The organism is Bacillus sp. LH1, assembly GCF_057924895.1.
Genome location: NZ_CM175007.1, coordinates 1,719,158 through 1,740,732 on the forward strand (window position 1 = coordinate 1,719,158; position 21,575 = coordinate 1,740,732).

The window sequence follows — 21,575 nt, forward strand, 5'->3', positions numbered from 1 at the left end:
AATGAAAGCAGGTTAAGAATGAGGGGAGAGAGGTGAAACGGTGGATATTACAATTAGTGGATTAGAAAAGACATTTGGAAAAATACAGGCGTTAAAGCCGTTGCAGATTGTAATGAAACAAGGGGAATTCACTACACTTTTAGGACCTTCGGGGTGTGGGAAAACGACTTTGCTTAGAATGATAGCAGGACTTGAAGAACCGGATAAAGGAGAAATATATTTTGGAGACCAGTGCATGTATTCTGCTACAAAAAAGATAAAGACATCTCCTCATGAACGGAATATCGGTATGGTATTTCAAGATTTTGCTTTATGGCCGCACATGACTGTTTTTGAAAATGTTGCATTTGGTTTAAGGGCTACAAAGCAAACGAATCATTTACGAGAAAAAGTAGAAGATGCGATAAAGCGAGTTCGCCTGCAAGGTATGGAGAAACGGTATCCACACGAACTTTCTGGTGGACAGCAACAACGTGTCGCATTCGCTAGAGCAATTGTAACAAAACCTCACTTTATTTTGTTTGATGAACCGCTAAGTGCACTCGATGCAATTTTGCGAGAAGAAATGAGAATAGAGCTTATGGATATCGTTCATTCCATTGGTTTAACTGCACTGTATGTCACTCACGATCAAATAGAAGCAATGTCAATGTCAGACCAAATTATTGTCATGAAACAAGGAGAAGTATTACAAAAAGGAACACCGGAAGATATTTATGTGAAACCGTCTCATGAATTTGTTGCCAAATTTGTTGGTAAGGCGAATTGGCTTGTAGAGGGTGAAAAAATGATTCGTCCAGAGCATGTGAGTTGGACAAAAAATGATGTGTGCGAAATGTATACAGGTGAAATTCAGCACGTTACATATGTAGGAGAACGTTATGAAGTGAAAGTAAATATGGGGACTTTAGGCATCTGGACAGCCTATCACAATAGTAAGCTAAGCATCGGTAAACCAGTATCGTTATATGTGCCAAAAAAATGTATTCATCATATAGGGGGAGAATCGTATGAAGAAATTCAGTTCGCTTAAGTCTTTATTTGTATGTACTTTATTATTTTCGGCTGTAGTAACAGGGTGTAGTTCAAAGACAGGTAATGCAGATGCAAAAAGTAAAAATACGAATGAAAAGAAAATTGTTGTATATAGTGCAGGACCAAAAGGGTTAGCAGAAAAAATTCAAAAAGACTTTGAAAAGAAAACTGGTATAAAGGTGGAAATGTTTCAAGGGACAACTGGTAAAATTTTAGCGAGAATGGAAGCTGAAAAGAAAAATCCAGTCGTTGATGTAGTCGTACTTGCATCATTACCAGCGATGGAAGGATTAAAGAAAGAGGGTCAAACGTTAGCTTATAAAGAAGCGAAACAAGCTGATAAGCTGCGTTCTGAATGGTCAGATGATAAAGGACATTATTTCGGGTATAGTGCTTCAGCATTAGGGATTGTGTACAATACAAAAAATGTGAAGACAGCGCCTGAAGATTGGAGCGATATAACGAAAGGAGAATGGAAAGGGAAAGTGAATCTTCCAGATCCAGCACTTTCAGGTTCAGCTTTAGACTTTGTAACAGGATACGTGAAAAAGAATGGACAAGATGGATGGAATTTATTTGAGCAGCTTAAGAAAAATGAAGTTACAGTAGCAGGAGCAAATCAGGAAGCGTTAGACCCAGTTGTAACAGGTGCGAAAGATATGGTCATTGCGGGTGTTGATTATATGACGTATAGCGCAAAAGCAAAGGGTGAACCTGTTAATATTGTATATCCAAAAAGCGGAACAGTTATTAGCCCACGTGCAGCTGGGATTATGAAGGATAGTAAAAATGTTGAAGGTGCAAAAGAGTTTATTGATTATTTATTATCCGATGATGTACAAAAACAAGTTTCTAAAGCGTATTTATTGCCTGGTAGAACAGATATAAAAGCTGAAAATAGACCAAATGTAGAAGAGATTCCAGTATTAAATATTGATTGGAAAACAGTTGAGAAAGAGCAAGATGAAATAGGAAAACAATTTAAGAAAGTATTTCAATAAGATGGTGATTCCATGGTAAATCGATTCGTATCAGTAAGACAAGTTGGAATGACGGTAGCGTTATTACTTGTGGCGATGTTAATCGTCATTCCACTTTTTCTTATTTTATTTTCTAGTGTATATGAAAATAGTAGTTGGAATTTTTTAAAGCCTTTTGAAGTGATGCAGAGTGGTGGATTAGCGGGGATTTTTCTAAATTCGATGCTTCTAGGTGTACTCGTTGTAATAGGTGCTACAATATTTGCATTTCCATTGGCATTTATTATGAGCAAAACAGATGTAGGAAAGTATAGTAAGTTAGATATTGTTTTTATGATTCCATTTATGACACCGCCGTATATTGGATCGATGGGCTGGATTTTGTTCATGCAACCTAACGGCTATTTTGAACAATTTTTCCCGATGCTAAAGACAGTTTCATCATCGTTTTTTAGTTTAGGAGGTATGGTATTAATTATGAGTCTGCATTTATTCCCATTCCTTTATTTCATGCTGAAAAACACGTTACTTCAGATTGGGAGTAGTAAAGAAGAAGCTGCAGCAGTTCATGGCGGAAGTTTTTTCTATCGTTTAAGAAAAATAATATTGCCGTTATTAGTATCAAGTTATGTAATGGGTGCTTTACTCATTTTTGTAAAGACGATTGCTGAATTTGGAACACCGGCTACATTCGGACGTAGAATAGGATTCCACGTGTTAACATCAGAAATCCATAAATTTATTTCGAGTTGGCCAATTGATTTTAGTAGTGCAACAGCATTATCTTCTTTATTATTTAGTGCTTGTATGCTCATTTGGTATATGCAAAATGTATTGAATCGAAAGTATTCATATGCAATAGTTAGTGGAAAAGGTGTGAAATCTAAAAGATATACTTTGTCTATATTTACGCGCGTTGTAGCATGGATGTATGTAATTGGTTTATTAATCGTATCAATTGGAATTCCATACTTTTCTATACTTATTGCTTCTTTGTCAAAATTAAGAGGCGGCGGTTTACATGTAAATAACTTTACAACAAGTCATTATGAGGCATTGTTTACAATGGGGTCTCCGGGATTAGAGGCTTTATGGAATAGTTTTCTTTTTTCACTCGTAACAGCGATTATTGCGGTAATGATTGGAGTCTTTTTGGCACTTATGATTCGAAAGGGGAAAAAAACCTCTGAAAAATGGCTTGATATGTGCGGTATGTTACCGAATATGGTACCAGGAATCGTTATGGTTGTAGGTCTTATTCTATTTTGGAATTCACCATATATGCCTATGTCAATTTACAATACACCAGTCATGGTTATCGTAACGTATGTTGTGCTGTTTTTACCTTACACGGTGCAATATGTAAAATCATCACTCGGACAAATTGATGATTCTCTCATGCAGGCAGGAAGTGTTTTTTCTGGAAATTATATTTATATTTTTAGAAAAATAATATTGCCTCTTATTATCCCAGGCATTCTTGCTGGATGGGCGATGACATTTACAATTTCGATAAGAGAGTTAGTAGCATCGCTTCTCGTATTACCTCCATCAGTAGAAACGTCAGCAACGTTTATTTTTGCTCAATTTGAACAGGGTGAAGTATCTATAGGCATGGCGATGGCCGTTGTTTCTGTTGGACTTACAACAATATGCTTATTACTGCTACAACATATGGAGCAAAAGCGAAAAGGGGTAGTATGATGAGGGTAGAAGTATGGGGAGGAGCAGGAGAGTACGGTCGCTCCTGCTATTTTGTAAAAAATAAAGAGACGAAAATAGTATTTGATTGTGGTATTAATCGATCTTATGAGGATGGTTATCCAAAAATAGAGAGAGAAGCTGCTCCATTTTTAGATGCGGTATTTTTATCACATATTCATGAAGATCATACGATGGGTTTACCTTTATTAGCGAAGTATGGCTATAAGAAAAAAATTTGGACGACTCGTTATACGAAGGAGCAACTGCCGTTATATTATGAAAAATGGAGAAACTATAATGTGCTGCAAGGGTGGAATTTACCTTATAGCGACCAACATATAAAAGATTTAAATTATGTATGTATTGATGAGATTAGCAATCCAAATAAATGGGTACAAATTACCCCTACATTGCGGTTTCAATGGGGATATAGTGGCCATGTATTAGGAGCTGTTTGGTTTTTAGTTGATATGTGTAATACATACGTATTTTATTCAGGTGACTATTCAGCAGAGTCTAATATACTACGAGCTAATTTACCTGAGAAATTGGGCCACAATATAAAAATCGCAATTGTGGATGCCGCTTATCACACAGATGATGTTTCGCAAAATGAACGTGTAAACGAACTATGTGCAGAAATTGAACGAGTTATGCAAAATAAAGGAATAGCATTATTACCGCTTCCACAACTTGGTAGGGCGCAAGATATAGTATTGTATTTATATGAACGATATAAAGAATTTCCGCTTATAGTAGATAAAGAAATTTTGACTGGATTTGAAGAGATGTTCGTATATAAAGATTGGATAAAAAATAATGAAGAATTTAAATGGATTATGGAGAGTTTAAAAAGAAACATAATAGTGATGGATAATGACATTAGTATGCAAAATAGTTACGGAATAGTTGTAATGAGTGATGCGAATATGCAAACGAAACGAGCGCAGTTATATTATGAACAACTTCGGAATGAAAAACGGAATGCCGTTATTTTTACTGGGCATATTGCGAAAGGGAGTTTTGCAGAAAAAGTTATGAAAGAGCATGTAAGGAATACATGTAGGGTGAATCGAGTTCCGTATAAAGTTCACCAAAGTATAAGAGACGTTAAAGAGATGTTAAATACATTATTACCAGAACATACGGTGCTAGTGCACGCTTTGAAAGAGGATACAGATCGATTACAACAAAAGCTAAGTACAGCAGGATATGAAAATGTATATTCACTTGCAATGGAACGTATAGAAGTCATTTAAAATGCAAAGGGGATAGGTATATGAAAAAAGTATTTGTATTCGTAAGCATTTTCTTTTGTTGTTTCCTTTATAACGTTAAGGAAGGGTTTGCTGCTAGTCCAATGAAACCTAGTTTTGAAGTAAAGTTATTATTGAAGCCAGAACAAGTATTAGGTGATAACAAAGAGATGAAGCAAGAGGTGTTAGAACATTTCCAGGCTGGTACAAAATATGAAAGAATACAAGTGCAATTTTTAGATACTGCGAATAAAAGTTTAAGCGAGGAAGGTTGGTTTGCTAGAATTCGAAAGAAAGAATTTAGTAAAGATTTTGAACTAACATATAAAAAAAGATATCCTATTCCAAATGGTGTAATTCAAGATGCACTAGAAGTAGCTAAAAAAGAAGGATTCGATAGTAATACGGATAGTTATGAGGCGGAAATAGATTGGGGATTTGAGAAGAAAACATTAAGCATTTCAAATAAGAAAAGTTACAGTGCTAAAGGATATGGAATACTTGATTTACCAAATAAACAAGCTGCTCAAAACATGTTAATAGAAAAATTACCAGGGAAAATGAACAAGTGGTTGTATACAAATTGGGGAGAAGAGATGTTAAAAAATTCCCGTATTTACGGTCCTGTATTAATGAAACGATATACAGGAGAGTTTGAAAACATAAAAGCAAATATTGAAATTTGGCCATTAAGTAATATAGGAAAATTAGAAGATGACTTCGTAATAGAAGTGTCATTTAAAACAAATGAAGAAAGTATTGCGACAAAACAAAGGGAATTATTAATGGCGAGTTTAGAGAAAAAAGGCTGGTTGTTACCGAAAGATAGTTTGAAGACAGAGCTTATTTTTCAGTAAATGAGAAAAAAGGAATCCATATTTCGTGGATTCCTTTTTCAAATATATGAGTATTAAGCTAAGTCAGCTGACACGAACATATCACTATTTTGAAGGTTTTTAGAGCGTAAACTATAAGCAACTACCTTCTTTTTATATTGTTTTACAACATCAACATGCTCCTCGTGACTATAAATATAAAATGTGAAATCTTTTTTGCCACGTTTTGCATTGATAATTAAAGGCGTACCCTCATTGTGTGGTGGTGCATAATAGCGATCTAAAAATAAACCTTCGTTAAAATCATGAATAATTTTTGATTTCTGTTCGCCTTCTACGTTATTTCCGTGAATTGCAATAGTCACATTCTCTTCTTCAAGTTGTGGATGTGTTTCGTACTTGCTAATAATGGATTCAATAACAGTGTTAGGAAGGCTAGAAACGATAATTTTAAATGCTCCAAATACAACTAACATTACAATAAACCAAGTCGTCATAGTATATCATCCCCTTTATTCTATTTAATAATATAACTCATATGGTAATAGTACATATGGTGAAGTTTTGTATAATTTGTGAAAAATATGCCATTTTCACGAACGAAATGTTAGAAAAATCAATTTTGTTACAAAAAGTTGAAATCGAAGTATTTTAAAAGAAAAAGGTTTATAATAAAAATATAACTAATAACCACATTACTAATTATAAGGAAGTGTAACTATGAGTACTGTAGCAATCGTATATGGTATTATTCTTTCCACAATTATTGTTTTGTTTTTCGTTGGGGTTTCACGTTATATTCATAAATGGAAAGAAGGCGTTGCGAAATTAAATCACATTGAAGAAGAACTTAGTGATTTAATGTTACATCATGGTAAGTAAACATTTATTTTTTAACTAAACAATGTGAAGAATATCACAAAACGTGCTTTCCTAATGAAGGCATGTTTTTTTTGTTGTTTAAGAAAAGAAGTATTTTTGTATAAATAATCTAATTATTACTTAAAAAGGGAAATTTATTTAGTATAATATATAATATGTTTATTTTAGGGGGAGTATCATGAGGGGATTAAAAGTTGTTGGAATTATAGCTGGAATTACTATAGTAGGCTGTATAGCTTTCTTTTCAGTGAAGGAATATGTCAATTCCAAAGAAGACTCTAATTATGTGCTAAATTACATAAAAGAACATAAGGATGATAAAACAACTTCTTTAATTGTTAAAAGAAATGGTGAAACATTGACATCAATAAATGAAAAAGAAAAATTACCGCTAGCAAGTATGTCGAAAATCGTTATAGCAATTGAATATGCTAAGCAAGTAGCTGAAGGGAAAATAAGAAAAGACGAGAAAATTTCATTGAAAGAATTAGAAAAATACTATGTGAAAAATACTGATGGTGGTGCACACCCTGCATGGCTAGATGATGTAAAAGGTAAAGAGTTAGTGAAGGGTGGTCAAACTTCTTTAGAAGAAGTAGTGAAAGGAATGATCCATTATAGTTCGAATGCGAATGCATCATATTTATTGGACAAGCTTGGAGCAGCGCGGATAAATGAAAGTTTGAAAGAGTTAGGCTTAAATAGTCACGATGAATTTTATCCAACGTATACAGGGGCATTATATATGAGGGGCTATGTTGAAAAAGAACTGCATATTCCTCAAAATAAAGCATTGGACAAGCTACGTAATATGTCTAATGATGAATATGTTAAGCATGTATGGCAAATACATGAATGGATGAAAGACGAGAAAGAATGGACAAAACGCGAGATATCTTTAAAAGCCGATATGGACTTTCAGCGTATTTGGTCAGATCGGTTTATAGGTGCAAATGCAAAGGATTACATGAGTTTACTGGAAAAGATAAATAGCAGAAATTATTTTACACCACAAATGCAAGGTGAGATTGAGAATATATTTAAAGGAACCGTAGGAGAGGGTATATTCGAATTTGCTGGACAGAAAGGTGGTTCTACGGCATTTGTATTAACAAATAGTTTCTATGGTACTGATAAAAAAGGGAATAAGATTGAGATTGTCTTTATGATGAACAATTTGAGTGAAAAAGCATTTGAAAAACTTCTAAGTAATATGGATTACTTTATTCGAGATATTGTCATAAGTGAGGAATTCAGAAATGAATTATAATGAAATAATTTTATTATGTAAACAAAGGGGCACTTATGAAAAGTGCTCTTTTGTAATACAGGATTTTCCAATCTTATTATTGAATATAGATGGAAAATAAGATTGGAGGTTAAAAAATGACAACAATATATTTCGTTCGCCATGCCCATTCTACATATACAAAAGAAAAACGGGAACGACCTTTATCTGAAAAAGGGCACTGTGATGCAGAAAATGTAACACATTTATTAAAAGATAAACATATTGATGTTGTTATTTCTAGTCCGTACAAAAGAGCAATCCAAACTGTACAAGGAATTGCGAATACATATAAATTATCAATACAAACAGAAGAAGATTTGCGTGAAAGATTATTGAGCACAGAGCCGGTATCAAATTTTAATGATGCTATGCAGAATGTGTGGGAAGATTGGGGTTTTGCATACGAAGGTGGAGAATCGAATGATATCGCACAAAGGCGCGCTGTAATATGTATACAAAATATATTAAAAAAATATGAAGGTAAGAATATTGTAATAGGTACGCATGGAAATATTATGGTATTACTAATGAATTATTTTAATTCGAAATATGATTTGGAGTTTTGGAAAACACTTCATATGCCTGATGTGTATAAATTAAATTTTGATAAAAATCGTTTCATTTCTGCTGAAAGAATAGAGAAAACAGGTCATCGGTTAAATATTTTGTAAAAGTTTATCAAAAAAAGAGGAAAGAGAGAAGTTATTGTAGAAGTATGACTTTGTAACATAAAAAATATATGTTAAAGGAGGCTGTTTACATGTTTGAGAAAGAGAAAGAAGGGCTTATTGAAGTTCAAAACGTATATGAAATTGCACCAGAAGATGGAACAATCATTGGTATGGCAACGGAAGAAGAAATGGAAATTGCTGCTGAACTAGAGTTACAGTACTATGCCCATTCTCGTTTGTTAGAAGCAAATATTCAGTTAGACGGTTCCTCCTACAAAGAGTTACTTCAGGAGTTCCAGGAGTACGAAAGAAAATCAATGAGCTTTTGGCGAGCGATACATAAACGTTTAGCTGTGCCATGGGCGTGGGTACTACGTATTGATGTTGCGAATGGCCCTATATATGTAAGTAATGGAAGTTCATATTACGAAGAAATCGATGATGAAGAAGATTATGAATAGATAAGTAAGGAAGCAGCTTTAGTTGCTTCCTTTTTTTATTTGTAAGAAATGAATCGCCTCAATAATAATATCTGGTCGATCATTTTCTATACCGTGACTAGCATGTTCGGCAAGAATATATTGGCTGTTAGTTGAGAGGTGTAATTGTTCGTGAATTAGTTCTTGCCACATTGCTTCAAGTTGTGTTGCTTCCTCTTTTGGCATGCCACCATTAGTCAATTGAGTAATAGAATATTGAGGATCTCTACCGATAACGATTAATGGTATTTCTAATGTTTTACATAGCTCTTTTAGTGAGAGAGCACAGTTTTTCCACTCCGATAGTTCAGAAGCTGTCGCTTTATATAATGAAGGCGAGGTAGAGAATTCAATTTGCTGTTTTGATTGATCGGTGAGAATAGGTTTTAGTTCGTTATAAAGTATGTCTACATCCATTTTTGAATACATATTATATTTTTGAAACCAAACATCATCAGAATCAGTTTGATCAGAAATTGGTAAATGAAGTTCATCTAAACGGTGTAAGTTCATCGAAGTAGAATCAACTAAAATAAGTGCTTGCAGCTTATCTTCATGTAACATCGCAAAATGTTGTGCACATAATCCTCCATAGGAATGACCGATTAGAATAAATGGTTCTTGAATAGCTAGTTTGTTTAGTAACATATGTAGCTCTTTTGTAACTTGCCTTATTGTACGCGGCTGATTGCCTAAATCACTTTTTCCGTAACCTGGGCGATGGTATGAAACAACTGTAAAGTGCTCTGAAAGCTTTTCTATAATAGGAAACCAATCATAAAATGAGCAAGTCATTCCGGTTTGAATGACTACAGTTTGTTTACCATCTCCTTTTATATGTACTTCTATATTTTGCCCCATTATTTCTACAAATTTATGAATGTTAATTCCTCCTAAGCTTGAAATAATTTTTGACAAGCAAAAACGATACACCAAACACCTATACCAAGTAGGACAGATGTACTAAGTGTAAATGAATTTTTTAAACCAATATAGACAATAAATAATAGTAGTGCTGATGCGGGGAATCCATATAATACCCCTAAAGCAAATTGACTCAATTCTTGTTTATTTCCGCCTTCGAATGAAATCCAAAATAAACTAAGTAAACTCACGAGAGGAAGGGCAGCAATAAAGCCACCTATCGTACTGTAATGTTTAGCGACTTCAGTGATAACGCCGATAATAAGTGCCGAAACGATTATTTTAACGAGGAAATGCATATTTTGCCTCCTTCGCTAATAAGGAAAATGCTTTTTCAATTAATTGTTGTTCTTCTGTTGATAACTGTGATTCTAATATTTTTATCTTTTCTTTATCTAGTAAAATATGTTTTTCTAATACTTCAATTCCTTCAATTGTTAATGTAAGGTTTACCACTCTTTCATCTTTTTTATTTCTCTCTTTAACGATGAAACCCTTTTGAATAAGGCGTTTTATATGTTCAGATGCTGTGTTATGAGAAAGACTAAGCTCAGTAGCGACTTTTCCAATTGTTATATCTTTCTCACGAGAAACGATTTGTAAAATACGAATTGCTTGGTGGGAAAGGTTGTCCTCGTATTCGTATCGTAAGTGATAATAAATGCTCTCCCAATGTTGATTAATGTTGTACATAATAATAAATCTCCTTTTTATATCATATAGTAAGATATATTCGTGATTTCAGAAATAAAACCCTTTTATTTGGATAAAAAATGTTGAAAAAGTTTATTTTTATTGAAATATAAGGTAATCTATGTGTAAAGGTATACATTTAGCAAGAGAGAGGATGATAGCTGTGAATACATTCAAATGGATTAGTCATGAACAGATGTATGTAGATGAAATACATGTTGAAAAATGTGGTCCTCTTTCAGTCGGCGTATATGGGGGAAATCAAGAGAGTGATGCATATGAACGAGGAGATGCGGTGCTGGCTTGGTGGGATCCTGAATTACAATTTGAATTTGTTATGATTTTTGATACACATCACAAAACAAAAAATATAGATTATATAATAGAAGCGATTTCGGAAAGAAAAGAAAAACTAAAAGAGTTATTCTCATATCCAATACATTTAGCTTTCCATCATACACATATGTACTTATTAGCGTTATTTACAGATGAGTTATTTATTAAAAAGTGTGATCAAGATGATGAGGAACTCGCTTGCTTAATTTGTTTACGAAAAGGCGAATTTTTATATTGGTTATCAGTTGGTGATTGTTTCGCGTATTTATTCCATTCTGAGAAAACGAAAAATGGAAAAGGACGATTAAATAAACGGAAGAATTACGAATATATTGGCAGGAAAAATATTTTTGCAGCAAATACACCTTGCTTTACGTCAGGTGTAAGAGGATTAGAAAAAGGAATGAATCACATTGTAATGGCAACGGACGGTATTTTAGAGTGTGACAAACGAAGGTTTGATGATGATCAATCTTTAGTAGAAATATTACACGACGGAAATAGCTTGCAGATTGAGCCCGTATTAACAAATGTACTGCAGTGGAAAGGTAGAGACTGTGCCACGATTATTGGATGGTCTATTGATACTGATAATAAACAATGTGCTAATTAATATAAAAGGAGTTCAAGGTTTTTATCCTTGAACTCCTTTTTGTTAAGCAATATGGATGTGATATGTTTTTAACCATTCATTTACTTGTAGCATATACTCCATGGCACTTCTTGCTTCAAAATTGTTAATCTCTTTATTACTTTGATCAGCAATTGAAAGTAAGATGGAATGGTTAATAAGTGAGAAAATAGGATTGTTTTTATTGCTACACATATCAAGTGTTAAATTACGGATTGTTTGTAAGTAGTGTGGATCTTGTGAAGTTGGATAAGCGCTTTTTCTTCTATTACGTACATCGTCAGGTAAAGCTGGTTGTAGTGCTCTACGTAAAATGCCTTTTTCAATATTATCAATACTTTTTATGTTGAAAGGAACATTCCATAAATATTCAACTAATCTATAATCGCAAAACGGTACACGAACTTCAAATCCAACAGCCATACTCATACGATCTTTACGGTCAAGTAAGAAAGGAAGGAATCGTGTTAAAAATAAATAAAACATTTGGCGTTGTTTCGCGGATTTTTTACTTTCCCCTTCAAGAGTAGGTACTTCAAGTATCGCTTCTTGGAATCGTGTATCAATATAGTTTTCTAGATTACATTGGTTACTTACTTCATTTAGTAGAAGAGGAGATGTATTTTTCCAATTTGTTAGCCAAGGAAACTTATCTACATATAGTAATTCTTCTTGATGAAACCAAGGGTATCCACCGAATACTTCATCAGCCGATTCACCGGATAAAGCTACGGTCGCATCTTTTTTCATTTCGCAAAATAGTAAATATAGTGAAGTTTCCATTTCACCAGCACTCGGTAAATCTTTCGCATGAAGGGGAACGAATAAGTGATTTGCTAATTCTTCAGCATTCACAATAATATCATGATGCGCTGTCCCTACATGTTCAGAAACGCGTTTTACCCAAGGAGCGTCTAAACCAGTGCGAGCAAATGTCAGCTCGAAATCTTTTGCACTATTTACAAAGTCAACGGAATACGTATGAAGTGTTTTATTTTCCGCAGCAAATTCTTTACCCGCAAGTGCAGTAATACCGCTAGAGTCTAATCCGCCTGATAACATACAAACGAGAGGAACATCGGCAATTAATTGTCTTTTTACTGTATCTTGTAAAATAGATAAAATATGCGAAGATGTATCTTCTATAGAGTCTGTATGGAACTTACTTTCTAAATTCCAATACTTCGTAACTACTTTTTTATGACGTGTAAATGTTATAGAATGTCCAGCACGTACTTCTTGAATATGTTTAAAGACGCCACATCCTGGAGTGCGAAATAAGCCTAATCCAAATATTTCATTTATTCCACCCGCATCAAGTTCAGCAGGGACAGATGGATGCGCTAATAATGCTTTAATTTCAGAGCCGAAAATAATACTGTCATTTCTTTCTGTGTAAAAGAGTGGTTTTACACCTAAATGATCTCGTGCTAAAAACAATTGTTGCTTCTGATCATCCCATAAGGCAAAAGCGAAAATTCCGTTTAAATATCGCACGCAGTCTTCTTTCCATTCTAAATAAGCATGTAGTAATACTTCTGTATCTGAATGGGTTTCAAATGCATGCCCACATTTTTGAAGCTGCTCTTTAAGTTCACGGAAATTATAAATTTCTCCATTATAGGTAAGAGCATACGTATAATCACCAGCACGGAATGTCTTCGGCTGTGTCCCGCCTTCTGGATCAATTACAATTAAACGCCGGTGTGCAAAGGCCGCATGAGGTGAAAACCAAAATCCTTCAGCATCTGGACCACGATGCTCAATACTATTTGCCATATTTTTTAAAATAACATGTTGATTTGAAAGGTCTTCCTTCCAATCTACCCAACCTGTAATTCCACACATACACATCTCATCTCCTAAATTAAAATAGTAGATTAACGAAATAAAATGTACACTAAGTTAAAAAGTGACTATATAAATAGTGTACTACATGAATTAAATTACAGACTTGAGAAAATTTTCTTTGAACGCATAGTTATGTGAGACAATGGCTAAGGGAAAGTATTCCATTACATACAAAAAATAAAAAGATGAGAGAAAAAATTTTCTCAGACGTTATATAGGGTGTAAAAGCTTTTACAAAACAATAAGGGGAATCGCTACATGAAATCAAATGAGAAAAATTTTATAAAAAGATTACAGCGGCAAAAAGAAGACGCGTTAGAATTTGTTGTCGATACATATTTACCACTCATAAAGGGGATCACGCATAAAGTTCTACTTCCCATTCAAAATGATGGACTCATAGAGGAATGTATAAACGATATATTTCTTTCCATTTGGAATAACGCAAATAAATTTCATGGAGAGCCGAGTGATTTTAAAAAGTGGATTGCAGCGATTGCAAAGTTTAAAGCAATTGATTATTACCGGAAATCGACTAAAACGGTAGAAATCATTTCAGATGAGTTTCATATTAGTACAGAAAAATCAGCAGAAGACGAATTAATCGTTATGGAAGATAGGGAAGAATTATTGAAGCTCATTAATCAATTAGAACCGCTAGATCAAAAGGTGTTCATTATGAAATATTTATTTGGTATGAAGACAGAGGAAATAGGTGACAAGTTAGGATTAACTCGGGCAGCAATTGATAATCGAGTGTACCGTGGGAAAAAGAAACTACAACAAAATGCTACGAATATTAGTTTTGGAGGTAGTGCAATATGAAAGACATTTATGAACTATTAAATGATATTGATATAGACGAAAAAGAACTAGAAGAAATTGAGGCTTCTGAAATTGAAAAGGAAAAAGTAAAACGAAATGTAAAACAATCGATACGTACGAAGAAAAAGATGAAAAGTTGGAAAAAAGGTGTGGCTGCTGCATCTATTTTAGTAGGATTATCAGTTGCAACACTCGGTATCGGATTTCCTACATATGCGGGTGGATTGCCAATTGTCGGTGACATATTCCGATTATTAGATAATGGTAGAACAGGGTTATATGAAAATTATAAAGAATTTTCGACTGAGTTGAATATGACGAGAGAGAGTAATGGGGTTAAGGTTACAATTAATGATGCTGTGTTCGATGGTAGAACAATCACAATCACATACTCTATTGAGAGTGATAAAGATTTAGGTGAGAAGCCAAATATATTTGGATATCCGCAGGTGATGGGGTTTAATGGCGGGGGAGGAAGCTCTCAAGTAACAAAAGTTGGAGAGAAAAAGTACGTAGGTATGACTACGATGAGTGGTAATAGTAGTAAAAGGTTAGATGTTGCAAACGTTTGGTGGAATATGGAAGAGATTGAGTTGGATTATAAAGGTAATTCAATTAAGGGGAATTGGAACTTCGCACTTAGTTTAAAAGCAATGGAGAGTAAAGAAGTAAAGGTTAATAGGGTTTCTGAAAATGAATTAATAAAAGTAAATATAGACAAAATGGAAGTAACTCCGATGTCATTTATCGTTTTTTTCAATCAGGAAGAATCTAAAGTATTAAGAAGTATATGGGATAGCGCTGATGTGGAATTAGAAATAAAAGATGATTTAGGAAATAAATATGCTGGTGAAGGAAATGGCGGAACTAGTACAGTAGCAGAACCGCACAAAAGTAGTTGGAGTTCTACATTCCAAAAGTTAAACGAAAATGCAACAAAGCTTATCGTTACACCTCGTGTACACTTGCGAGTTCATACACCTGAAAATCATGGTGGAGTAGAGTATGTGAATGGAAAAGAGAAGAAAATAGAAGTGCCGAAAAAAGAAGCGAAGAGTAAAGATATTGTGTTAGATGATATCGTCATTGATTTAAAGAAATAAAAGAGAGACTGCCTAAAACCATTTAGGCAGTCTCTTTTTCGTTAAGAACTAGTAACGAGCAATGCATGCGGATGCTGCGTTTTATATTCATCTTTCCACGGAATATTTAGTTGTTCCCACGATTCGCCGCTATCATTGGATTGAAAGACGCCATTGTTATTTAACGTGTAGAACGTATGTGGTTCGGCTTCGTTTGTAGCAAACATCGAAATGACTGTACCGATTGCAGATGGTAGTCCTTGTTGTACTTGCTGGAAAGGAGTATCTTTCGTTTTTCGATAAATATAAGATTCATAAGGGATACGGTGATGAGCGAGATCAGCACTTGGCGCGGCAGAAACGAGAATCGTATCACAATCAGCTGGATCAATTGCCATGCTGTATAAATAATGATGTTCAAGTCCTTCACTACATGAGATCCAGCTGTTTCCATTGTTATAACTTTCAAGATATGCACGATCAGGTCCGCCCATAAATCCGTCACCACATGATGCATAAAGACGATTTGGTGCTTCAGGGTGCATAAGTAATTGATGAGCATCGATAGGAGCACCGAATTTTTTATCAATCCATGTATGCCCTTTATCATTACTTTGAATAACAGCACCAGCTTCGATTGAAACGTGTATTGTATTAGGGTTGTTTGGATCAACTGTAATCCAGCGTACGTGATGGGTAAAAGGTCTAGGCGGGAAAGCCCACGTATAAGAAGATAATAATGATTTCATATTTTTAAGTTCAGTCCACGTTTCACCACCATTTTCAGAGCGAAATAAAGCGCTCGGTTCTGTGCCGACATAAACGACCCCATATCCGTTCACTTGTTCATTTGAGCTTATTGTTATGGAAGTGATAGAGGAGTGCAAAATACCATCTTCTTTAGGGAAATCAAAGTAACGATAAGAATCTCCAATGGGTCTCCATGAATCCCCGCTATCGTCGCTTAACCATAGACCTCGTCCAAATGTTCCGCAATATACACGGTTTGGGCGGAACGGATCAACAGCAATACAGGTAGGTTGCATATTTTGTAAGTGGTAAGTCGTTTCATAGTTATCATATTGTTCTTTAACTACAACAAGTTCACGTTCCATACAGAGAAATAAACGTTTCATTTTAGTAACCTCCTTAAAAAGTCTTTCATTAGTAAACAATATGAAAATAAAAAAGAAGTAGTCTTGTTTTATTTGAGAAAAAGGGATTGTCTAAAAAGTAGCGAAGTGTGTATACAGAGGAAGCGGGCGTTTACAATCAGTTGATTCGGGATAAAGATGGGGAGTTTGTTTCATACTAACATACAGATATTGTACTTAAAGGAGTATAAGTATGGGACATTCGCATGATCATGGTCATTCAAAAAATAAAAAGGCATTACTAATTGCCTTCCTACTAACAACAAGTTTTATGATTGCAGAAGTTGTTGGTGGCTTTGTAACAAATAGCTTAGCACTACTATCTGACGCGGGGCATATGCTAAGTGATGCAGTATCTTTAGCTTTAAGTTTACTTGCGTTTAAGCTCGGAGAAAAAACAGCAACAACTGCGAAAACATACGGGTATAAGCGAGTCGAAATGTTAGCAGCATTATGTAACGGTGTCGTTCTTATTGTCATTTCGGTATACATTTTTATTGAAGCAATCCGTCGTTTTAAAGAACCAGTTGAGATTGCTAGTAATGGGATGCTCATTATTGCAGTCCTTGGTCTGCTTATTAATATTTTATCAGCTTGGATATTAATGAGAGGCGGAGATGTGAAAGGTAATTTGAATTTAAGAAGTGCTTTCCTGCACGTACTAGGCGATCTATTGGGTTCCGTCGGAGCGATTATTGCTGCGTTACTTATTAAATTTTTCGGATGGACTGCTGCAGATGCGATTGCTAGTATTCTTGTGTCTATTTTAGTCATTATTAGTGGATGGCGTGTAACACGTGATACGGTTCATATATTAATGGAAGGTGCACCACAGCACATAAATGTTGAAGAGGTAAAAAGTACGTTATTAAATATTCCGATTGTCAAAGAAGTTCATGATTTGCACATATGGTCTGTCACATCAGATTTTCAAGTATTAACATGTCATCTTATTATTAAAGGGAATGAAACGCAAAGTGTATTAAAAGAGGCTACGTATGTATTAAAGGAGAAATTTCATGTAGAACATGTCACCATTCAAGTAGAAATAGATGGTGAATTTCATCACGATGAGACAACTTGCAAAGTATGAAAGAAAAAGGATAAGAAAAAGTGTCATAACATTTTTCGCACGGCATACATATATATAATGTGGCCACAAATACTTTGCAAGGTAAATATTTCATGAAATTACTTTACTTATAAAGAGTCATCTTTTATAATCAAAAGTGGTAATTGATAAAGATTATCATTTTCAATGATCGTAGAAAGGAGTTTTTTAAAAGATGAGTAGTCAACTCCGTTTTGCTGTTGAAAATCGTAAGAGGCATTTAATTGATGAGTTAATTGGAGCAGGTGTGTTTAAGATTCGCGACCGACAATTATACGAGCTGTCTTTAGAGGAATTGGAAAAAGAGTACGAAGATATGGAAGATTATGCAAATGTTCAGGCATAGCTATATAGATTAGTCAAAGGAGAGCTGGTTACGATTTTGTGTAACCAGCTCTCCTTTTATTTCGTAGAAATTATTTTTTGTATTTCTTTCATGGGACGGAGCCAGTTTTGGGTCATTATTTGTTCCATTTGTTTTTCGTCCTGCTTCTGTAATGCTTGAATGATAGAGTGATGTTCTTCAATAGATTGACTTGCTGGAACAAAGTTTTGGAAAAACAAATATTCAAGACGTAAAACGTGAAGTTGCATATTTTCTAGAAAGGGTTCAATATATTGGTTTTTAGCAATAGAAGAAATTGTATTGTGGAATTGTATATCTAATTTTAAAGCTTGTTTTGCGTTTTTTTTCTCTATAGAGTGCTGAAAATGATCATTTATTTCAGAAAGTATTTGAATATCAGCGTCTGTAATGTTTTGAAGAGCTTGCTTTCCTATAATAGAGTGAAGACCAGCCATCGTTTCATAAATGATAGATACGTCGTCTAACTTAATAGGAGCAATTTTTGTTTTTTGCCCTGGTACCATTTCCACTAATCCAGAAAGCTCTAATATTTGAAGTGCTTCTCTTACAGGTGTTCTGCTTACTCCTAGTGCCTCAGCCAATTCCCCATCATTAATTTTTTCATTGGGCTTCAGTACACCTTCAATAATCCAATTTTGTAGTTGATTTAAAACGAGTGATTTTGCTGAAATTCTTCCTGGTTTTTTATAATTTTGAGGGACAGGCATAGTGAATTCAATCCTTTCATTGTATATTTTCCTTTTTTGCATGAACAAGCTTTAATTTTTGTTTCCCTTCATCCGGCTTTTGGCTTAAGATGAGCACCATTACAATGACACAAAAAGCGCCTAATAACTGAAAAGATTGAAATGGCACGTGCAATATAAGTACAGAAGAAATAATAGCTGCGAGTGGTTCTGTGCAACCAAATAATGTTGTTTCTTTCGGAGTCAGGTATCGTATGCTGTCTAAGTATAAATAAAAGGCAATAAGTGTCCCGAAAATGACGACAAATGTGATGAGCGGTAGGGTACTTAGTTTTACATATTTCATAGTTGATAATAAAATGAATTCGTTTGTAGAAATAAAGTGTACAATCGTTACACCAATACCCCCAATAATCATGCCCCATCCAACGATAACGGAGGAAGACCATTTTTCTAACAATTCCTTTGAATATAAACTATAAAAAGCGAGAGATAATCCAGATAAAATACCCCAAATAATAGCTGGTGTAGAAACAGCCAAGTTATGAACAGACCCGTTTGTTAGTAAGAGAAAAGTGCCTGCTAATGAAAGGGTAATTGAAATGAAATCAATTTTTGATGGACGAACGTTCCATTTGAAAAGTAAGTATACAGTGATGAATATAGGAGCTAAATATTGTAATAATGTTGCCACGGCAGCATTTCCCTCTTTAATTGAAGCGAAATACGTATACTGTACAGCAAGCATACCGAATAGACCAAACAAAATCATTTTAATAGCATCAGATTTTTGTTTCCAAATGCCAAATATCTCTTTTTTTCTCGTTCCGAATGAGGAAATAATGAGCAAAATAATTCCAGATATAAGTAAACGGATCGTAACTAACCATTCGGTTGAAACATTGTCATATTGAAAAAGCTGTTGTGCAGCTGTACCAGACAAGCCCCATAAACAAGCACCGATTATGACCATTATAATTCCTTTTAATCGATTTGAATCCATATGATTTAAAATTCTCCTTTCTAAAAATATAAATTGAATACAATATGCAATATATCACAGAATAACTCGTTAATAAACTGAAATTTCTAATTTTATTTTTTATGTATAGTAAAATATTGTAGAGGAGGGGGAGTATATGTTAGCTGGATTTTTAGTTTGTTTATTTGTTGGGTTACTTATCATTTTTTTAGGGTATCAAATACATGTGAAAAAGAGGTTGTTTTTGTTAGTAGGATATCAAGAAGAAACGTTTGTTGGAGATAAAAATAAATTAGCGAAGCTTTCAGGAGCATTTTCTTATATAGTTGGAGTTGCTACTATAATATTACCGCTTGGCTTAGAAAAAATAGGGGATGTAGTTGGTATCGTATATGCTATATTAATTGTTTTAGGTACAATTGTATTTATAATTAAAGCAAACCTATTAAATAAGAGTGCTATAAAGTAAAAAGGCTTCATTCTACTGAAGCCTTTTATTAATTATTATGAAGTATAAGTAAAAGCCGGGATAGGATCAATAAATGTATTCCACTTTTGTCCCATTTCCTTTTCTGTTAATAGACAATCATCTAATGATTGTTCAATTACAGAACGATTCATATCAATACCGATAAATACGAGCTCAGTTATTCGATCTCCATATCGCTCGTCCCAGTTTTTTAATACTTCTGGTTCTTCTGCGATCATTTGATTTCTTTCAGTTTCAGGTAATGCGGCTATCCATTCACCGGCTTCTTGAATTGTAATAGAGGAACCTGCTTGAGATAGAAGCCCTATCATATTATTACGAGATGCCAGCCAGAAGAATCCTTTCGCTCTTACAACATCTAAAGGCCATTTTTCTAGCCAATTCATAAGGCGCTCGGGATGGAAAGGATATTTGCGGCGGTAAACAAAGGAATTGATACCGTATTCTTCCGTTTCCGGTGTATGATAGTCACTATTTAATTCTTGTATCCAGCCGGCCGATTGACTGGCTTCTTCATAATTAAATAGATTTGTGTTTAAAATTTCTTGTAATGGTACTTTGCTAAACGAAGATTCAAGAACTTTTGCATTAGGATTTAATTTTTTTAGTAAATGATGAAGCTCTATCACATCTTCTTTTTCTAGCAAATCTATCTTATTAAGAATAATTACGTTTGCAAACTCAATTTGATCTATTAATAAATCAATAACTTCCCGGGTATCATTCTCATCGATTGCTTGTTTTCGGTCTAATAAACTTTCTCCATCTGCAAAATCATCCCAAAATCTGTTTGCATCTACAACTGTAACCATCGTATCGAGGCGACAATTTTTCGTTAAATCAATGTTAAGAACTTCGTCTGTATAAGTAAACGTTTGAGCAACTGGAATAGGCTCACTTATACCAGAAGATTCAATAATAATATAGTCAATATCACCATTTTCCACAAGACGATTCACTTCTATCATTAAATCTTCTCGTAGTGTACAACAAATACAGCCATTTTGAATTTCTACTAGTTTTTCCTCCGTACGTGAAAAACCACCCTTTTTTATAAGAGATGCATCAATGTTTACTTCGCTCATATCATTAACGATAACAGCTACTTTTAAGTTATTCTTATTAGTCAAAATGTGATGTAGTAAGGTAGTTTTTCCAGATCCTAAAAAACCACTTAATACAGTGATAGGTACTTTTTTCATGAAATGATCTCTCCTTTAAATCGTAATGGTTACGTTTTATGTTAAACGATAGGAAAAGAAAAAGCAAGAATAAATCATAATGATTACGATTTAAGAATAGAAATAGA

At 34.2% G+C, this 21,575-nt stretch carries 25 protein-coding genes; 16 read left to right on the plus strand and 9 right to left on the minus strand.

Going from position 1 to position 21,575, the window contains the following annotated elements; genetic code table 11:
- The first annotated feature begins 40 nt into the window (after positions 1-40).
- Genes ACX9TM_RS09145 through ACX9TM_RS09165 form a run of 5 tightly spaced genes read left to right on the plus strand, consistent with a single transcriptional unit; the run spans position 41 to position 5,832 of the window.
- The gene (locus ACX9TM_RS09145) at positions 41-1,033 is read left to right on the plus strand and encodes an ABC transporter ATP-binding protein (protein WP_000355540.1); all 993 of its coding nucleotides are present in this window, start codon (positions 41-43) and stop codon (positions 1,031-1,033) included.
- Complete coding sequence (locus ACX9TM_RS09150; protein ID WP_063220008.1) at positions 1,011-2,036, plus strand: ABC transporter substrate-binding protein; 1,026 nt, start codon at positions 1,011-1,013, stop codon at positions 2,034-2,036. Before ACX9TM_RS09145 ends, ACX9TM_RS09150 begins: the two co-directional genes overlap by 23 nt.
- Positions 2,037-2,048: 12 nt before the next feature.
- Positions 2,049-3,719 carry an ABC transporter permease gene (locus ACX9TM_RS09155; RefSeq protein ID WP_063220009.1) on the plus strand — a complete coding sequence of 557 codons (1,671 nt, stop codon included), beginning with the start codon at positions 2,049-2,051 and terminating at the stop codon, positions 3,717-3,719.
- Positions 3,716-4,978 (plus strand): MBL fold metallo-hydrolase, encoded by a 1,263-nt coding sequence (locus ACX9TM_RS09160; protein ID WP_065381964.1) that lies wholly within the window; start codon positions 3,716-3,718, stop codon positions 4,976-4,978. Before ACX9TM_RS09155 ends, ACX9TM_RS09160 begins: the two co-directional genes overlap by 4 nt.
- 20 nt (positions 4,979-4,998) lie before the next feature.
- The gene (locus tag ACX9TM_RS09165; protein WP_000755313.1) at positions 4,999-5,832 is read left to right on the plus strand and encodes a hypothetical protein; all 834 of its coding nucleotides are present in this window, start codon (positions 4,999-5,001) and stop codon (positions 5,830-5,832) included.
- A 53-nt stretch (positions 5,833-5,885) separates the two neighbouring features.
- Here the strand turns inward: ACX9TM_RS09165 and ACX9TM_RS09170 are convergent, their stop codons facing one another.
- Positions 5,886-6,308: a YfmQ family protein gene (locus ACX9TM_RS09170; RefSeq protein ID WP_065381965.1), complete on the minus strand. Its 423-nt coding sequence runs from the start codon at positions 6,306-6,308 to the stop codon at positions 5,886-5,888.
- A gap of 41 nt (positions 6,309-6,349) precedes the next feature.
- Here ACX9TM_RS09170 and ACX9TM_RS09175 point away from each other — a divergent pair, with 41 nt between their 5' ends.
- From ACX9TM_RS09175 to ACX9TM_RS09195, 5 genes are all read left to right on the plus strand, one after another.
- Positions 6,350-6,466: a hypothetical protein gene (locus ACX9TM_RS09175; RefSeq protein WP_001987133.1), complete on the plus strand. Its 117-nt coding sequence runs from the start codon at positions 6,350-6,352 to the stop codon at positions 6,464-6,466.
- Positions 6,467-6,531: 65 nt separating this feature from the next.
- Positions 6,532-6,693 carry a hypothetical protein gene (locus ACX9TM_RS09180; RefSeq protein ID WP_000108701.1) on the plus strand — a complete coding sequence of 54 codons (162 nt, stop codon included), beginning with the start codon at positions 6,532-6,534 and terminating at the stop codon, positions 6,691-6,693.
- Between the two features lie 178 nt (positions 6,694-6,871).
- A complete protein-coding gene (locus ACX9TM_RS09185; RefSeq protein ID WP_065381966.1) occupies positions 6,872-7,963 on the plus strand; it encodes a serine hydrolase in 1,092 nt (363 codons plus the stop codon).
- Between the two features lie 116 nt (positions 7,964-8,079).
- Positions 8,080-8,655 carry a histidine phosphatase family protein gene (locus tag ACX9TM_RS09190; RefSeq protein ID WP_065381967.1) on the plus strand — a complete coding sequence of 192 codons (576 nt, stop codon included), beginning with the start codon at positions 8,080-8,082 and terminating at the stop codon, positions 8,653-8,655.
- Positions 8,656-8,744: 89 nt separating this feature from the next.
- Positions 8,745-9,116, plus strand: a complete 372-nt coding sequence (locus ACX9TM_RS09195; RefSeq protein ID WP_000461779.1) for a hypothetical protein — start codon at positions 8,745-8,747, stop codon at positions 9,114-9,116.
- An 18-nt stretch (positions 9,117-9,134) separates the two neighbouring features.
- On the opposite strand, the gene ACX9TM_RS09200 is transcribed toward ACX9TM_RS09195, so the two are convergent.
- From ACX9TM_RS09200 to ACX9TM_RS09210, 3 genes are read right to left on the minus strand one after another with little or no spacing between them, the layout of a single operon-like run.
- The gene (locus ACX9TM_RS09200; protein WP_060852253.1) at positions 9,135-10,067 is read right to left on the minus strand and encodes an alpha/beta fold hydrolase; all 933 of its coding nucleotides are present in this window, start codon (positions 10,065-10,067) and stop codon (positions 9,135-9,137) included.
- Positions 10,028-10,357: a DUF3147 family protein gene (locus ACX9TM_RS09205; RefSeq protein WP_000545608.1), complete on the minus strand. Its 330-nt coding sequence runs from the start codon at positions 10,355-10,357 to the stop codon at positions 10,028-10,030. The genes ACX9TM_RS09200 and ACX9TM_RS09205 overlap by 40 nt, the downstream gene beginning before the upstream one ends.
- Complete coding sequence (locus tag ACX9TM_RS09210) at positions 10,341-10,751, minus strand: MarR family winged helix-turn-helix transcriptional regulator (RefSeq protein ID WP_000282375.1); 411 nt, start codon at positions 10,749-10,751, stop codon at positions 10,341-10,343. Before ACX9TM_RS09210 ends, ACX9TM_RS09205 begins: the two co-directional genes overlap by 17 nt.
- Before the next feature lie 121 nt (positions 10,752-10,872).
- Here ACX9TM_RS09210 and ACX9TM_RS09215 point away from each other — a divergent pair, with 121 nt between their 5' ends.
- A complete protein-coding gene (locus tag ACX9TM_RS09215; RefSeq protein WP_002040904.1) occupies positions 10,873-11,700 on the plus strand; it encodes a PP2C family serine/threonine-protein phosphatase in 828 nt (275 codons plus the stop codon).
- Between the two features lie 42 nt (positions 11,701-11,742).
- Here ACX9TM_RS09215 and asnB read toward each other — a convergent pair whose 3' ends face one another.
- Complete coding sequence (asnB, locus tag ACX9TM_RS09220) at positions 11,743-13,566, minus strand: asparagine synthase (glutamine-hydrolyzing) (RefSeq protein WP_065381968.1); 1,824 nt, start codon at positions 13,564-13,566, stop codon at positions 11,743-11,745.
- Positions 13,567-13,827: 261 nt separating this feature from the next.
- On the opposite strand from asnB, the gene ACX9TM_RS09225 reads away from it, so the two are divergent.
- A complete protein-coding gene (locus ACX9TM_RS09225) occupies positions 13,828-14,394 on the plus strand; it encodes a sigma-70 family RNA polymerase sigma factor (protein WP_053564809.1) in 567 nt (188 codons plus the stop codon).
- Positions 14,391-15,497 (plus strand): DUF4179 domain-containing protein, encoded by a 1,107-nt coding sequence (locus ACX9TM_RS09230; protein ID WP_000653138.1) that lies wholly within the window; start codon positions 14,391-14,393, stop codon positions 15,495-15,497. Before ACX9TM_RS09225 ends, ACX9TM_RS09230 begins: the two co-directional genes overlap by 4 nt.
- A gap of 41 nt (positions 15,498-15,538) precedes the next feature.
- Here ACX9TM_RS09230 and ACX9TM_RS09235 read toward each other — a convergent pair whose 3' ends face one another.
- Positions 15,539-16,612, minus strand: a complete 1,074-nt coding sequence (locus ACX9TM_RS09235; protein ID WP_000825322.1) for a WD40/YVTN/BNR-like repeat-containing protein — start codon at positions 16,610-16,612, stop codon at positions 15,539-15,541.
- A gap of 211 nt (positions 16,613-16,823) precedes the next feature.
- Here ACX9TM_RS09235 and ACX9TM_RS09240 point away from each other — a divergent pair, with 211 nt between their 5' ends.
- Both ACX9TM_RS09240 and fbpA read left to right on the plus strand, forming a co-directional pair.
- Entirely contained in the window at positions 16,824-17,723 is a 900-nt protein-coding gene (locus tag ACX9TM_RS09240) for a cation diffusion facilitator family transporter (RefSeq protein ID WP_000510034.1), read from the plus strand.
- 193 nt (positions 17,724-17,916) lie between these two features.
- Positions 17,917-18,087, plus strand: coding sequence for a Fur-regulated basic protein FbpA (fbpA, locus tag ACX9TM_RS09245; RefSeq protein ID WP_000098303.1), 171 nt, complete (start codon positions 17,917-17,919; stop codon positions 18,085-18,087).
- Between the two features lie 56 nt (positions 18,088-18,143).
- On the opposite strand, the gene ACX9TM_RS09250 is transcribed toward fbpA, so the two are convergent.
- Entirely contained in the window at positions 18,144-18,815 is a 672-nt protein-coding gene (locus tag ACX9TM_RS09250) for a GntR family transcriptional regulator (protein ID WP_002040907.1), read from the minus strand.
- A gap of 16 nt (positions 18,816-18,831) precedes the next feature.
- Positions 18,832-19,797: a DMT family transporter gene (locus ACX9TM_RS09255; protein WP_033696015.1), complete on the minus strand. Its 966-nt coding sequence runs from the start codon at positions 19,795-19,797 to the stop codon at positions 18,832-18,834.
- A gap of 136 nt (positions 19,798-19,933) precedes the next feature.
- Between ACX9TM_RS09255 and ACX9TM_RS09260 the strand changes: the two genes are divergently transcribed.
- The gene (locus ACX9TM_RS09260; protein WP_065381969.1) at positions 19,934-20,245 is read left to right on the plus strand and encodes a DUF3784 domain-containing protein; all 312 of its coding nucleotides are present in this window, start codon (positions 19,934-19,936) and stop codon (positions 20,243-20,245) included.
- Between the two features lie 35 nt (positions 20,246-20,280).
- Here ACX9TM_RS09260 and ACX9TM_RS09265 read toward each other — a convergent pair whose 3' ends face one another.
- Entirely contained in the window at positions 20,281-21,468 is a 1,188-nt protein-coding gene (locus tag ACX9TM_RS09265; protein ID WP_065381970.1) for a GTP-binding protein, read from the minus strand.
- Positions 21,469-21,575 lie beyond the last annotated feature (107 nt).